At 69.4% G+C, this 13,543-nt stretch carries 14 protein-coding genes and 3 pseudogenes; 7 read left to right on the forward strand and 10 right to left on the reverse strand.

Features of this window, described 5'->3' with window-relative positions; all coding sequences use genetic code 11:
* Window positions 1-29 precede the first annotated feature (29 nt).
* The 8 genes and pseudogenes from AMK31_RS38445 to AMK31_RS41215 all read right to left on the reverse strand — a co-directional run.
* Window positions 30-611, reverse strand: coding sequence for a Mu transposase domain-containing protein (locus AMK31_RS38445; protein WP_073945405.1), 582 nt, complete (start codon window positions 609-611; stop codon window positions 30-32).
* Between the two features lie 66 nt (window positions 612-677).
* Window positions 678-1,289, reverse strand: coding sequence for a transposase (locus AMK31_RS38450; protein ID WP_143204318.1), 612 nt, complete (start codon window positions 1,287-1,289; stop codon window positions 678-680).
* Window positions 1,290-1,462: 173 nt separating this feature from the next.
* Window positions 1,463-1,873: an Imm10 family immunity protein gene (locus AMK31_RS38455; RefSeq protein ID WP_073945407.1), complete on the reverse strand. Its 411-nt coding sequence runs from the start codon at window positions 1,871-1,873 to the stop codon at window positions 1,463-1,465.
* Window positions 1,874-2,058: 185 nt separating this feature from the next.
* On the reverse strand, window positions 2,059-2,448 hold the full coding sequence (locus tag AMK31_RS38460) for a hypothetical protein (RefSeq protein WP_073945408.1): 390 nt from the start codon (window positions 2,446-2,448) through the stop codon (window positions 2,059-2,061).
* Window positions 2,449-2,790: 342 nt separating this feature from the next.
* A complete protein-coding gene (locus AMK31_RS38465; RefSeq protein WP_241842881.1) occupies window positions 2,791-3,084 on the reverse strand; it encodes a hypothetical protein in 294 nt (97 codons plus the stop codon).
* A gap of 268 nt (window positions 3,085-3,352) precedes the next feature.
* The gene (locus AMK31_RS38470; RefSeq protein WP_073945409.1) at window positions 3,353-3,691 is read right to left on the reverse strand and encodes a hypothetical protein; all 339 of its coding nucleotides are present in this window, start codon (window positions 3,689-3,691) and stop codon (window positions 3,353-3,355) included.
* A 103-nt stretch (window positions 3,692-3,794) separates the two neighbouring features.
* Window positions 3,795-4,289 (reverse strand): hypothetical protein, encoded by a 495-nt coding sequence (locus AMK31_RS38475; protein WP_073945410.1) that lies wholly within the window; start codon window positions 4,287-4,289, stop codon window positions 3,795-3,797.
* Between the two features lie 200 nt (window positions 4,290-4,489).
* Window positions 4,490-4,612 (reverse strand): annotated as a pseudogene (locus tag AMK31_RS41215) (IS5/IS1182 family transposase); the annotation flags it as partial.
* Between AMK31_RS41215 and AMK31_RS38485 the strand changes: the two are divergent.
* From AMK31_RS38485 to AMK31_RS38495, 3 genes and pseudogenes are all read left to right on the forward strand, one after another.
* A pseudogene (locus tag AMK31_RS38485) lies at window positions 4,602-4,904 on the forward strand (transposase); the annotation flags it as partial. The pseudogenes AMK31_RS41215 and AMK31_RS38485 sit on opposite strands and share 11 nt — an antisense overlap.
* Before the next feature lie 42 nt (window positions 4,905-4,946).
* Window positions 4,947-5,546, forward strand: a complete 600-nt coding sequence (locus tag AMK31_RS38490; RefSeq protein ID WP_073945411.1) for a TetR/AcrR family transcriptional regulator — start codon at window positions 4,947-4,949, stop codon at window positions 5,544-5,546.
* Window positions 5,547-5,577: 31 nt separating this feature from the next.
* A complete protein-coding gene (locus AMK31_RS38495) occupies window positions 5,578-6,762 on the forward strand; it encodes a PucR family transcriptional regulator (RefSeq protein ID WP_241842882.1) in 1,185 nt (394 codons plus the stop codon).
* Between the two features lie 78 nt (window positions 6,763-6,840).
* Here the strand turns inward: AMK31_RS38495 and AMK31_RS38500 are convergent, their stop codons facing one another.
* The gene (locus tag AMK31_RS38500) at window positions 6,841-8,109 is read right to left on the reverse strand and encodes an MFS transporter (RefSeq protein ID WP_073945412.1); all 1,269 of its coding nucleotides are present in this window, start codon (window positions 8,107-8,109) and stop codon (window positions 6,841-6,843) included.
* 554 nt (window positions 8,110-8,663) lie between these two features.
* Here AMK31_RS38500 and hchA point away from each other — a divergent pair.
* A complete protein-coding gene (hchA, locus tag AMK31_RS38505) occupies window positions 8,664-9,545 on the forward strand; it encodes a glyoxalase III HchA (protein WP_073945413.1) in 882 nt (293 codons plus the stop codon).
* 1,371 nt (window positions 9,546-10,916) lie between these two features.
* Here the strand turns inward: hchA and AMK31_RS38515 are convergent.
* Entirely contained in the window at window positions 10,917-11,546 is a 630-nt protein-coding gene (locus AMK31_RS38515; RefSeq protein ID WP_073945415.1) for a class I SAM-dependent methyltransferase, read from the reverse strand.
* A 122-nt stretch (window positions 11,547-11,668) separates the two neighbouring features.
* Here AMK31_RS38515 and AMK31_RS41980 point away from each other — a divergent pair.
* The 3 genes and pseudogenes from AMK31_RS41980 to AMK31_RS38530 all read left to right on the forward strand — a co-directional run.
* A pseudogene (locus AMK31_RS41980) lies at window positions 11,669-11,824 on the forward strand (GGDEF domain-containing protein); the annotation flags it as partial.
* A gap of 115 nt (window positions 11,825-11,939) precedes the next feature.
* The gene (locus AMK31_RS38525; RefSeq protein WP_241842883.1) at window positions 11,940-12,215 is read left to right on the forward strand and encodes a hypothetical protein; all 276 of its coding nucleotides are present in this window, start codon (window positions 11,940-11,942) and stop codon (window positions 12,213-12,215) included.
* A gap of 210 nt (window positions 12,216-12,425) precedes the next feature.
* The gene (locus AMK31_RS38530) at window positions 12,426-13,538 is read left to right on the forward strand and encodes a catalase family protein (protein WP_073945416.1); all 1,113 of its coding nucleotides are present in this window, start codon (window positions 12,426-12,428) and stop codon (window positions 13,536-13,538) included.
* Window positions 13,539-13,543: the final 5 nt, after the last annotated feature.

Raw genomic sequence — 13,543 nt, forward strand, 5'->3', positions numbered from 1 at the left:
CTGCAGCCTCACAGGTCAGAGCATTCCCCCTACCGCAACAAGAATGAGAACGCACAGCGGGCCGCGGCAAGACCGGTGGAGTTCTCCAGCGCGCCGGGCTTGTGCCGCAGGATCTCCAGGTAGTGGTCGAGCAGATCGCGGAAGCCGTAGCCGCCCGCCAGCCGCGGGTGACGGACGACGATCTCGTGCCGGTCGAAGACCCAGACCTCGTCCGCCCGAAGCGAGACGCGAACGTTCTGGCCGATGAACCGGGCCGGCACCGAGTACTTGTTCTGGCGGACCGTGATCCTGGAGGTCTTGTCGACCTTCGGCGTAAGCGTCAGCCCGACGTCGAACTCCTCGAACGGCAGCGGCGCCAGCAGCGGGGCCTCGTAGTCGAAGTCGAAGCCCACCGACGTGGGCCGGTTGTCGATGTGCCGGGCGTCCTCGGCCGCCTCGATCTGCTCAATCCTCGCGTTCAGGTCGGCCAGCGTGTCGACGTCGGGAACCGGGACCAGGTGGGTACGGCGGAACCGTCCGCCCTCGTGCTCGACGCCGCCCTTCTCGTGGGCGCCTTCCTTGCCTGGCCGGCAATAGAACGCATCGAAGCCGTAGTGCGAGCGGAAGGCCACCCACCTCTGCGACTCCACTCGCGAGCGGCCGAAACAGACCTGGGAGACCGCCGGCTTGAGGTTGCCCTAGCGAATGTGCCGGGTCGGGACACCGCCGAGGATCCGGAAGGCGTCCACGTGACCCTTCATGAACGCTTCCTGGCCCGAGGTCGAGAAGACCCGGTGGACGGCCTTGCCCGAATACGACAGCCGCAGCGTGAACAGCTGGCACTGCATCGGCTTGCCATCCACCCGCACCCAGACCTCGGCGAAGTCGACCTCGGCCTCCTCACCAGGCCGGTGGAACTGCGGGACCATGCCCTCGTGCAGCATCCTGGCCCGGTCAGCCTCCTCCTTGATCTGAGGCCGGCGGACCCGCAGGTAATCGTTGAGGGTGGTGTAGGCGACGGCGGTGCAGCCGCACTCGTCGCGCAGCCGGTCCAGGATCCGCTTGTTGGTGTGCCGCTGCTTCGGCGGCGCTGTGAGATCCGACCGCAGCATCTCGTCGATCCAGCCCTTGGCCGGATCCAGCGCCGACCGGCGCATCACAGGCTCCTTGCGCTTGGGCGGCAACGCGCTGTCCAGAGCCTGGCGGACCACCCGGCGGTGGACCGCGTAACGGCGGGCCAGCTCGCGGATGGAGGCGTTCTCCAGCCTCCGGTCGCGACGGATCCGCTCGAACAATTCGACACGCTGCAAAGCCCGGCCTCCTGACACGGCCGTGATCACGAACTCACACAACGTGATCGCGCCCAGGAATCCGGGTCAATCCCCCACTACTCCGAACGAGTGTCAAACAGTCATGAAACCCCACGATGCACCGCTTATCGACGCTTGCCCCGGGAGGCCGAACTGTGAGTCCAGCAGCGGAATCAGACCACCACACGCGTGGGCAGGGCATCCGCCCGCCCGTAGGCCAGAACCTGAGCGAGGACCTCTCGGAACCTGGCGACGTCTTCGGTCGGCGCCTCGATGACAGCCTCGACCTCGCTGTCGTCCAACCCCAGACTCTCCAGCGCCTCGGGATCCAGTGAGACCCGGAAGACATTGCCCTCCAGGACGGCTTCACGTACGCAGCCGTAGGCGGTCCCCTGACCGGCGGTGACCAGGCAGTGAGTGTCTATTCCCAGAGCGACCTCCTGGTCGTCGGGATCCTCTTCACCTGCCATGAACAGCAAGACGAAGCCGCTGCCATCCTCACGCTCGGCGAGGCCGGCCTCGGTGAAGTAGCCGTCGGGATCGATCTCTGCTCCTGCGGCCCGGGCCGTGAATCTGTACGTCATGACGCGGTTCTATCAACGCGGTCAGGGAGAGGCCGAGGCAGGGGCACCGACGTTCGATCTCCACACGGACGTCTTCATGCCCGACGTTCCAGCAGACAAGTGGGGCCACTCCAGACCGTTCCCGCCTGGGGCCAGATGAAGCCGTCACGGCGGGGCCAATAGAGACCGTCCTAGACAGCCGGCGGTTACGACGTCTTGGGCTTCGGCTGGTCGGGGATAGAGAACACGCGGCGTGCGATGCGGGGCGGCGGCTGGTCGGGGAGGACCTGCTCGGCCAGGACCAGTACCCAGTCGGGCACGCCGTCGCGGAACACAGCGGGGTGGTAGAAGCGGCAGCTCGCCCACGCGTCGGTCGTGCGGCGGCCGTCGACCCTGCGGCCTCGGACGGTAAGGGTGGCGACTTCCCACCGGAGGGTGCCGGGCGCGTCCTCGACGGGGTACAGCCGGAGTTCGGCCTCGAACTGCTCAGCTCGCATGAGACGCGCGCTGTCCCGGTCGGTGGCGATCAGCTGGGGGCGGCTGATCGTGCCGGGCACGGTGAGCGTGGCCTCGGGTGTGCCTAGACGGATCTTCACTTCGGGGCTCCTGGTCGACGGGGGAAGGCGCCCGCGTCGCGCGGGGGCGGGCGGTGAATCCCCGTGCGGCGGGGCGGGGTGCACGGGGGGCCGCATTCCTCGGCACGGCACGGGTGGCGCGGTGGCTAGGGGTGCCGGGCCGCCCCGGGAGGTGGGCGCGGCCCGGCGGCCGGGGGCTCGAGGGCACATGGAGGGGGTGGTGCGGGAGCGTCCTTCCGGCGGTACCGACACTGCCCCGGGCGGGGTCAAGCCGTGCAAGGCCTGGCGGTCGACCTCACGTGCAGCGGCCCCGATCGCGGGCGGATGCCGGGGATCGGGGCCGGTGGGCGTGACGCAGGGTGGTCAGTTGCCCGGGATGGTCAGGAGGTGGCGCAGCATGTCCAGGCCGGTGGCGTTGCGCGGGCGGCGTTTGTGCTCTGCCCGGCGGGCCTGGGCGCGGCGGTGGCTGGTGTAGGGGAGCTGGAAGTCGCGGACCAGGGTGCTGTTTCGGTCCTGGATACGGGTGGCCTGCCCGGCGGTGATATAGGCCTCGGTGACTTCCTCGAAGATCAGCCGGGCGGCGGCCTGCGGGCAGCCGTTCAGGAGGGGTTGGGCATCCGGGCCGTCCTCCTCGAACGCGGTGATCGCGGTGTTCACGAAGTCGAGGTGTGCCGGGTTCTTGCACTGGGCTGCTGTGGCTCACAGCTCGTCCAGGACGTGGGCGAATTCGAGGACGTAGCCGCTGCGTGTCACCTTCATGAAGTCCTCCAAGGGGAGCGTGTCTGCCGTGCCGGGCGCTGCCGGGCTGGGGCGGCCCGAAAGGGGCGGGTGGGATGGTCACCGCCCTCTTTCGGGCCGCTGGACGGAACGTGGCTGAGGGCCGGGCAAGGGATGCAACCGCGCGAGGAGGGGCGGGCGATCGCCCTCAGCGCCAGGGGCATCCACGGGGCAGCACCGAGCGGTCGGGGTTCGGGAACGGGACGGCGCGGCCGTACGCCCCGGAGCGCCACGCCGTCGCTGCCGCCATGCCCCCGCTCCGGATGGCGGCCTGCTGCACACGGGGCCGCCACTCCCCTGCCGTCACGCGCATCTTGAGCGAGCGCACGGCGCGACGCAGCCCGGACGGGCGCGAGCGAGCGAGGCGGGAGCGGGCGGCGCCGACGGTGCGGCTCCTCGAGCGCGAGCCGGCGGGGCACCGACGGCGGCCGGCGTAGCGGGGCGAGCGGGCGGTGCGGGCGCGGTGGGCGCCGAGCGTGGCGGTCATGACGAGATCCTCGAAGTTCGTGCGGGCAACGGGCCCTGGAACGGGACGCCGGGGCGCGGCGGCCCGGAGGGAGCCCCTTGCTCCCGAGAGGGGAGACGGGTGATCACGTCGCGGTCCTGCCGTCTGCGGCCGAGAGGTCCTCCCCCTGCACACGGTCCGGGTCGAGGGCGGTCACGGAGGCGTAGGGTGCCCGGTCGCAGGGGTAGGCCAGAACGTTGGTGTCCTCGTGGAACAGCGCGGTGGCTTCGGCGATCGGAACCGTGGTGAACTCGCGAGCCTGCCAGTCGTAGCGCCAGGCGCAGGCGTCGTCCAGGTCCCAGTCGGGGACGTCGGCGTGGACGGCGACGATTAGTGTGCTGCCGGTGTTGGCCAGGGCGCGGTCGAATGCGGTGGTGAATGCCGCCAGGTCCACCGTGGGGTACAGCCCCGAGGACCAACCGTCGAAGGTGTAGATAGGAAGTTCGAGTTCAGGCCAACCGGGGGCCGGAATACTCGCTCCGGTCGGGCGGCCCTCGATCGCGACGGGCGCCTCGCCGGTGTGGAGGACGACGGTCAGGCCCTCAGGTGCGAAGTTCCGCTCACGCCGACTTGCGATCATGATTGCACGGTCGACAACGGTACGGGCGATGGGCATGGCAGTTCCTCTCGATACCGAGCACGGGTGGATGCTGCTGAGCGTGCGAGCCCGGTGAGTAACCCCCGCAACTGCCGCGCGGCGCCGTTGCCCGCCGCGTCCGACCGACAGGACTGCGCACCGTCGGCGGCACGCCCCGGATGCTGTCCGGGAGTGGGCGCCGACACACCGGTCCGCAGCACATACATGACGCCGACGAGCGCCAGTCGGTCGGGAACGCGCAGCCGCCCGGGGTGGCGATGGCGCCGCTCGGGTGTGGGCGGCAGCAGCGGGCGTATTCCCACGATCCGGTCCCGCCGCGGCCCGCGTCGGCGACGGCCCGCCAAGCTCCACGCGGACAAGGGCTACGACTACGACCACCTGCGCCGATGGCTCCGCTCGCGCGGCATCCGCCACCGCATCGCCCGCAGAGGCGTCGAATCCTCCACACGGCTGGGCCGGCATCGCTGGACGATCGAGCGCACGATGTCCTGGCTGGGCGGCTGCCGCCGCCTGCACTACGCACGCAAGGCCGAGCACTTCCTGGCCTTCGTCGCCATCGTCTTCAGCCTGATCTGCTACCGCCGATCCTCCAAATGAGATGGCACCTTAAAGCAAGTATCTTTGCCCTAAGCTTGTTTCATGGCCACTTCAGAGCAGCAGCGGACCGCCAGCCGACCCGGCGGGCGCAGCGCTCGTGTCCTGGCCGCCGTGGAACAGGCTGCCACTGAACTGATCTGCGAGCGGGGCCCCGAACAGATCTCGATCCCCGCGATCGCCGCGCGCGCAGGGGTCAACCCGACGAGCATCTATCGACGCTGGGGCGATGTGCATCAGCTGCTCACCTGGGTCGCCGAGAGCCGCCTGACGTCGGACTCCTTGCCGCCGGACACCGGCAGCCTCCGTGGCGATCTCCGCAGGTGGGCGGAGCTTGTGCTCGAGCACATCAGCACGCCTGAAGGCAGCGCGTCCCTCCGTACCGTTGTCAACGCGGTCGGCGATGGCGAGGTCCGGGACCGCTGCGTGCGCAGGCGAATGGATCAGATCGACTTGATCCGCGCCCGCGCCCGCGCCCGCGGCGAGAAGCCCCCGGCCACCGAGAATGTGATGGACCAGGTCGTGGCTCCGCTGCATTTCCGCGTCCTGTTCGGCATCGAACCGACGGACGCCGCCTGTGCCCGCGCCCTGGTGGACGGCCTCCTCGCCACCGCCCCGGCCCTGGACGGCCACCAAGACGAGTGATGGGCACGGCATCGATGGGCGGGTGGGCACGGTGACAGAGCCGAACCTGATGAATCTGTCCGAGTGGATCGAGGCACGACTCCCGCGCCTGATCGACGATGTTCTTGCCGGCATTGCCAAGGACATCGACTTCTACCGGGAGGGAGAGGTCGTGTCCCGCACCGACCTCCAGCAGTCGGTGGAACAGAACGTGCGGTCGATGGTCGCCGCCCTACGCGAACCGGCCCACCGCCAGGACCATTCGATCGCGGAACTGACCGGTCGGCGGCGCGCACGGCAGGGCGCGCCGCTGCCGGAGCTTCTGCGCGCATACCGCATGGGGTTCGCCGCGCTGTGGGAGCTGCTGACCGAATGGAGCCGCCACTCCCCGGACCGGGCGGTCATCGACACCGTACTCTCGGCGGCCACCCGGGTGTGGCAGCTCAGCGACGAGTACGCGATCGCGCTCACCGAGGCGTACCGGTCGGCCACCGCGGAGATGCTCGTGGAGCGCGAGCAGCGGCGCTCGGCCCTGGTCGAGGCCCTGTTCGCGGGAGAACCGGGCCCCGGTGCCCCGCCCTGGGAGGTGCCCAAGCTCCTGGGACTGCCCTCGGACACAGACCACATCGTCGTCGCCGCGGAAACCGTCGGACCGGCCGACCCGAGCCTGCCGGGTATCGAGCAGCGGCTGGCGGAACGCGGCATCCCCTCAGCATGGCAGCTGACCTCCACTGCGCAGATGGGGGTGGTGTCGCTGCGTCCGGAGCAGTTCAGCCAGGTGATGGAACTGGTACGGCAGAGCGCGTCGGCGCGGACCGGTGTGAGTCCCGTCTTTCGGGCGTGGGGGGAGACTCCGAGGGCGCTGCGCCTGGCCTGCGCCGCGCTGCATCGCCTGCCGGAGGGCCGCGCCGGGGTGAATGTCCTGGGGGCCGGGCCCTTGGCCGGTCTCGTGGCCCGGGACCCCGACGAAAGCCGCCGCATCGCCCGGCAGGTCCTCGGCCCGGTTCTGGACCTGCCCGGTGAGGAACGTGCCGTACTGCTGGGTACGCTGCAGGCCTGGCTCGACCACGACGGCTCGGCCGAGCGTGCCGCCGAGCGGCTGTACGTTCACGCGAACACCGTTCGTTACCGGCTTCGTCGCCTCCAGGACCTCACCGGTCGCTCGCTCACCCAACCCCGCGCGATCGCCGACCTGGTCGTGGCCATGGAGGCCGTGCGCGGCGACCGCGCCGGCTGAGGCAAGCCTGCGGGCGAGGCGCCGCTCGTGCGCAGACACCCGCAGCCCGAGGTTTTTGTCGCGCCTCGCCCGAAACAATCAGGCGCTCTGGTGCGCCGGCTGAGATCGTGCGGTCTCTGCGGCCCGGGGTGCCTTGCGGCGCCGTTGCACGTACAGGCCGACGAGTGCGAGGAGTGCCAGCGCGATGACCACTACCGCGTACCCGCTGGACGTAAGGGCCAGCCCCAGGTGGGCGGCTGACACTCCCGCGACGACGGCCGGCAGCCCGAACGCCAGGTAGCTGATCAGGAACATGACGGAGAAGACCGCGGCCCGTTCCGTGGGCTCGGCCCGCGCGGCCAGAGAGCGCATGGCGCCGAGGAACGACGCACCGTATCCGAAACCGGCGAGGGCCGTGCCGATCAGATAGGCCGCCGGAGCCGTGGCCGCCACGCCGATCAAGGTGATCAGCATGCCTGCGATCAGCGCCACCGATCCGTACGACAGGATCCGCAGCGGTGTCGTGCGCTGGAGGAACAACTGCCCGAGGGCACCGGCGCCGGTCAGTACGGCGATCACCGCACCCGCGATCACGGTGCTCCGCTCGCCCAGCACCGCGGCGGTCAGTGCGGGTCCCAGCGAGAGATGGAAACCGCCGACGGCCCAGAGGGCCACGAGGCTTGGCGTGATGACCAGGACGTGCGGACGCAGCCGACGGGGCAGCGGCGCCCGGGGCAGGAGTGAGCCGAGAGCACCGGGCCGTCCCTCGGTCGTCTCCGGCATGAACACCACGCCGGCGAGGGTGATGGCGAACGCGGCGATGAGAAGGAGGTAGACCAGCACGGTCGGCGCCGGGGCGTACCGCACCAGCACGCCGGTGCCGAGGCCGCCCAGCGCCAGCCCCAGCAGGATGGAGGTACCGCCCACCAGGGGGCCCAGCCTCGGCTTGTGCAAGGGCTGCAAATCGACCAGGCCGGCCCCGATGGCGCCCATCGCGGCTCCGGTGGCCAGCCCCTGTATGCCGCGGGCGACGAGCAGCCAGCCGAGTCCGGCCGCCTCGATGAATACCACCATCGCCGCGATCTCCACCAGGAGCGAAACGATCAGTACAGGGCGCCGTCCGACGTGGTCGGACAGCGATCCGACGACCAGAAGCGCGGCCAGCAGGCCGAACGCGTACAGGGCGAACACCAGGGTCACCGCGGTAGGCCCGAAGCCCCATTCGGCCTGGTACAGGGGGTAGAGCGGGGACGGGGCCCCGGCGGCGAACAGCAGGAGCAGCTGGATCGCGCCGAGCAGCCAGAACGATATGCCGCGGGACAGCCTGGGTCGCCGGGCAGCGCGGGCGAAGGGGAGGTCAGGGGGCATGGGGGTGCCTCTCTTCCATGGCGGAGAGTCGGCGCTTCGTCGGCGTTCACACGGACTGGCGAGGCGCTGCGAGGGCCTCTGAGGGGGACGTCGCGCGACAGACGGTAAAGCAAAAATCATTGCTTTAGCTCGCACGCTAACGCCGCGATCCAGTAAAAGCAAACTTCTTTGCTATCCGGTTGGATCCTTGCCCACGGCGACGCCGGCCAGGCCGGCGCTCTGGGCGACGGCAATCTGCCATGGAGGTTCCGGCGGCTTGTGGGCCGACACAGAGTTTGCTGTCGCCGCCCCCAACGGACCGAGGAAAAGCCCAGGTGAGAGGCCAGCTGAGGGAAGCTGACCGCCGCGCACCAGTCGCGTGGGGCGGGGGCTGCTGCGCATGATTGAACTGTGAATTCGAACGGGCGCCGTTCGCCTCCGCGCGGCGGTAAACCCCGTACTCAGGCTCCTGCAACGGGACAACGCGTTTCGGTGAAGCCCCCCCCCAGGGCCGTCGTCAGAGCGACCCGGAAACGACACAACCCCTGCACGACATCAAGGAAAGTGGGTCGTCCATGTCCCAGGCCGCAAACGAGTTGAGCAAGGCCCCCACGCCGGACACGGCCGAAGACAACGCGTACTTCCCGTCGCCGTACTCACTCAGTCAGTACACGTCGTCGAAGACCGACTTCGATGGGGTGCAGCACAAGGGCGCCTACACCCAGGGGAAGTGGAAGGTGCTCATGATCGCGACGGAGGAGCGCTACGTCCTGCTGGAGAACGGCAAGATGTTCTCCACCGGAAACCATCCGGTCGAGATGCTGCTTCCGCTTCATCACATGATGGAGGCGGGCTTCGACGTCGATGTCGCCACGCTGGAGGGTTATCCGGCGAAGCTCGAGCTGTGGGCGATGCCCCGCGAGGACGAAGCGGTCATGGGGGCGTACGAAGCCCTCAAGCCGAAACTCAAGCAGCCCAAGAAGCTCTCCGAGGTCGTCGCCAAGGAGCTTGGAGAGGACTCGGATTACATCGCCGTCTTCATTCCGGGCGGACACGGGGCCGTCGTCGGGCTGCCGGCCAGTGAGGCGGTGGGCCAGACACTTGAGTGGGCTCTGTCCAACGACAAGTTCATCATCACCCTGTGCCATGGCCCGGCGGCACTGCTCGCTGCCTCGCTGAGCAGGGACGAGTTGCTGTTCAAGGGGTACTCGGTCTGCGTCTTCCCCGACGCACTCGACGAGGGGCCGAACCTCGAGATCGGCTACCTTCCCGGCCGCTTGCCCTGGCTGGTGGCCGATCTGCTGAGCAAGCAGGGGCTGAACGTCATCAACGATGACATGACCGGCAAGACCCACCAGGACCGGAAGCTCCTGACGGGTGACAGCCCCCTCGCCTCCCACAAGCTCGGTCTGCTCGCCGCTGAGGCCCTGGTCGAAGCAGCCGGGACCGCGGGTTAGGGTCCGTCCTCAAGGATCGCGGCGGCGGCGCGAGGAACGCAGCAGCCAAGGCCGGCCCCCGATTCCGTCGTGAGTGCAGAGCAACGGGCGGGCCGACCCGGCCCGCCCGTTCGCCCCTGCTGTCGCGCGTGCCTGCGACTGCCTGCGACTGCCTGCGAAGCGGGGCGTACGTCCGGGTTGCCCCTCACCCAGGGGATGTCTGCATGGACCACGCGCAGACCTGCACCAGGGCAGAAACAAGATGCCAATCGACGAGACGGCCAAGCGGGTAATCCCGCTGCCGCGGGGGACGGAACTCCGCCAGACTTCCTACACCCCCCATACGGCTATCAGTGGCCTTGAGGCCTTGACCGGGATGAGCGGGAACCAGCAGGCTGTCGCCCGGCCACAGTGCGCACCCGGCTTTCGCCTCAGCCAGGTGCCTGCCGATCTCGGTCAGGACCTCGGCCCGGTCGGCGGGCCCGTACATCTGGTACCGCCTGGCCGCCGGGTCGTAGGCCCGCACCAGCTGTGAGGGCCGGAGCACACCAAGGCGCGGTCGATGTCCGGCAGTCCCAGGCTGAGAGCGTCGCATTCACGATTCAAGATGCGCTGGAGCAGGTCAGTAGTGACCGCCTCCCAGTCGCCGACCTGCGGCCAAAGCGCACCGCCGGGCCTTGTCCACCCGTGTCCTGGTGACGCGACGGAAGATCACCGGATCCTGGGCGACCTCACTTCAGCCCGCCATACCGACGCTGCGGCAGCCTGATCTGCCATGCATCGCGCGCGGCGCACCACCGCCTCGCCGGCCAGATCTTCGCGATCACGACACCGGCCTTGACGACCCTCGCCCTACGGCAAGACCCAGCAGATGGAGTGCGGCCGATGCGGAAGGCACGGGCGGCCGTCAGCGCGACTCGCTGACGGCACAGTCCTGTACAACGGGTGCGCACCCCGGCCGCTCCGCCGCTGCCACTCCTGCGGCGAGGACCGGCCTGCCCAAGCGACCACCCCCGACGGGCCGGTCTGCCGGCGCTGCTACCGGCCGCCCACGCGGGTCTGCGGGATCTGCGGCCAGCAATGGAAGATCATCAGGCGAGGCAGGGGAAAGACCCCCGACCTCTGCGCAAGCTGCTACCGGCTTCCCACCGCTACCTGCTCGCTACGCGGACGCACACGGCCATGCTTGAGGGCATCGACGGACGCACCGATCTGCGGACCATGCCAGCCGCGTCGTCCCCAGCCCTGTGCCCGATGCCGGCGGGTCCTCCCTGTTCGGGCGCAGTGGCCTCTCGGGCCGGTCTGCAACACCTGCTATGGCCAGGTCCGCCGTACGCCCAGCGCCTGCCACGACCGCGGGCAGATCCGGCCGCTGGTCGGACTGCGCCCCCTCTACGGGCGGCGGGCCAGCAAATGAGCGTCGAGGAAACCCCGCTCGGACGCCGGGTCGTGGAGCAACCGAGCAAATGTGACGAGACCGGCCCCGGCCAGCAACTCGGCAAACTGCTCCGCCGGCCAGCTATAGGCGGGCGTCACCTTGTGGTCGAAGCGAACCGGCTCCGGTCCCTCGGTCCCGAAGAAGGACACCAGGAGCAGGCCCCCTGGTGCCAAGGCACGCACTTGCTCGGCGAGCAGCGCGGGCAATTCTCCAGGTGGGGTATGGATCATCGAGTAGTGGGACAGCACTCCGCCCAGCGCACCGTCCTCGACCGGCAGGGCCTCCATCCGCGCTTCGTCGAACCGCAGCGCCGGATGGGCCCGCCGAGCGTGGGCGACCATGGCTGGGGAGAGGTCGAGCCCGAAGACGTCCAGCCCCAAGTCATGCAGCATCGCCGTCACATGACCGGGGCCGCACCCGACGTCGGCTACCCGTAGGTTCCCCGTGCCACGCACGAGCTCGGCGAAAGTGCCGATCATGTTCCGCGCGAACGGGTGCGTCTCCAGCCCGTTGGCGAACATCGACGCGTACAGATCGACGACCTCGTCGTAGGCCGCCCTCGTCTCGTCCTGGTGTCCTAACACTCGAAGGAAACTAACACCCGCGCCGTTGGTAGCCGTTCTCCGGCCCGCACCGGTTCCCTCAGGGCTTAGCCTCCCGTCACCTGATCACGGGACGCTCTCGTTAGTTCAGAGAAGAGTTCGCCGTGGTCCTGGCGCTGCCCGCCGCGCGCCTGGAGCAGCGCCTCGCGCAGCTCGTCCGCATGCTGCACACCCCCGTCGTCCTCGAGGACGGCCGCACCGTCGGCGTCGCCGCCTCGGTCGGCGCCGCGACCGTGCGCGCGGTCGGCTCCCGTGACCTGACCGTGCTGCAGCGGGCCGCCGACGCGGCCCTGTACGACGGCAAGCACTCGGGCCGCGCGTCGTCGCCTCGCCCGCGCACACCACGGTGGCGTCCGTCAACGGCCGCCGCGCCGCATGAGCACCGTGACGCTCCCGCAGGGCGACTGGATCCGCGGCATCAGCGTCCAGCAGCCGCACGTCACCTGCATCCTGACCGGCGCCAAGGGCATCGAGAATCGTCCCAAGCCCTGGAGCCGGCGCGGCTGGATGCTCTTGCACGCGGGCCGGCGGATCGACCGGCCCGTCCTGCGCGTCCCGCACAAGGCATGCGCTGAGGACTGGATCACCGCCAACCCCGTTGAGGCCCGCCTCGGACGGTTCGCCTCCGACCTCGCGCCGAAGCCCAAGTAGTGTCACTGAGCCGGCGGGGGTGGTCCCGTTCGATGCCCTGACTCGGGGACGCCCCCGTCCGTGACCGATGGTTGGGCCCCTGCGAGTTTCGGTGCCCCCGGTGTGGTTGCCTCTCCCCGACGTGTGCTTCATCACGAGCAGTTATGTTGTGCACAATTGAATTGCTGGCTAGCGTCTGGAGTCGACACACCACTCCAGGGAGGAAGCACCATGGATCCCGTCCGCTACGAGGATTACCGCCCCGCCGAACGACCGACGTACCAGCAGGAGTTGGAGGCATTGGTCGCTCAGGTGGCGCAGCGCACCGGTGCGTCGGTCGAGCGCGAGGCCGTCGGCCGCGCCGTCCGCACCGCCCACGGAAAGACCTACGGCCTCCTCAAGGCCACCGTCACGGTCGGTCACAACCGGGGCTTCCACGGGCAGGGCATCTTCGCCCGGCCCGCCGTCTACGACGCCGTGGTCCGCTACTCCAACGGTCTGGGCCACCAGCGTCCCGACCACCAGCTCGGCGCGGCGTGCGGGATGGGCATCAAGCTGTTCGGGGTCCCGGGCACCTCACTGCTGGACGACGAACCGGACAGTGGCACCTTCGACCTCAACCTGATCAACAACGAGGTCTTCTTCGCGAACACCGCCTACGACTACATGGTCATCGAGGAGCTGTTCGCCGAGTTGCCCGCGGGCCTGGCGGACCCCGCCCGCCGCAAGACCTGGATGGCGGAGTTCCTGACCCGCCGGGGCACGCTCACCGATCCCGACAGCTGGTTGTGGGACGAACTGTTCGCCATGCTGTCGTTCACCACCGTCCCGCGCAGGAACCTGCTGTCGTACACCTACAACAGCATGGGCGCGTTCCGGTACGGCGACCACATCGCCAAGATCCGCACTGTGCCGACGGCCGAGTCCCTGGCCTCCCTCGCCCACCAGATCTTGGACGTGCGCGCGGACAACGAGGCGTTCCGCCACACCCTGGTCGCCGAGGCCGCGGAACGGGACCACTCCTTCGAGCTCCAGGCGCAGCTCAACACCGATCTGGTGCGGATGCCGGTGGACAACACGTCCGTGAAGTGGCCCGAGGAACTCTCCTCCTGGGTGACCGTCGCCCGCGTGGACCTCCCGCGCCAGGACATCGGCGGGGACGACAACCTGGTGGCCGCCGACGCGACGTCGATCACACCGTGGCGCTCACGCGAGGAGCATCGGCCCATCGGCGAGATCCAGCGGGTGCGCCAGGAGGTGTACCGGCGCTCGTCCATCGAACGGCACCGCATCAACGGACAACAGCGGCGCGAACCGGCCGGCAGCGCCCAACTGCTCGGCTGACCGGC

It is taken from the genome of Streptomyces sp. TSRI0107 (assembly GCF_001905845.1).
GTDB lineage: Bacteria > Actinomycetota > Actinomycetes > Streptomycetales > Streptomycetaceae > Streptomyces.

Excerpts from the sequence above, each read along its gene's own strand:
- AMK31_RS38455 (WP_073945407.1), bottom strand. The coding sequence starts at position 1,873 with ATGACGTACAGATTCACGGCCCGGGCCGCAGGAGCAGAGATCGATCCC.
- AMK31_RS38470 (WP_073945409.1), bottom strand. The coding sequence starts at position 3,691 with ATGACCGCCACGCTCGGCGCCCACCGCGCCCGCACCGCCCGCTCGCCC.
- AMK31_RS38475 (WP_073945410.1), bottom strand. The coding sequence starts at position 4,289 with ATGATCGCAAGTCGGCGTGAGCGGAACTTCGCACCTGAGGGCCTGACC.
- AMK31_RS38490 (WP_073945411.1), top strand. The coding sequence starts at position 4,947 with ATGGCCACTTCAGAGCAGCAGCGGACCGCCAGCCGACCCGGCGGGCGC.
- AMK31_RS38500 (WP_073945412.1), bottom strand. The coding sequence starts at position 8,109 with ATGCCCCCTGACCTCCCCTTCGCCCGCGCTGCCCGGCGACCCAGGCTG.
- hchA (WP_073945413.1), top strand. The coding sequence starts at position 8,664 with ATGTCCCAGGCCGCAAACGAGTTGAGCAAGGCCCCCACGCCGGACACG.
- AMK31_RS38525 (WP_241842883.1), top strand. The coding sequence starts at position 11,940 with ATGAGCACCGTGACGCTCCCGCAGGGCGACTGGATCCGCGGCATCAGC.
- AMK31_RS38530 (WP_073945416.1), top strand. The coding sequence starts at position 12,426 with ATGGATCCCGTCCGCTACGAGGATTACCGCCCCGCCGAACGACCGACG.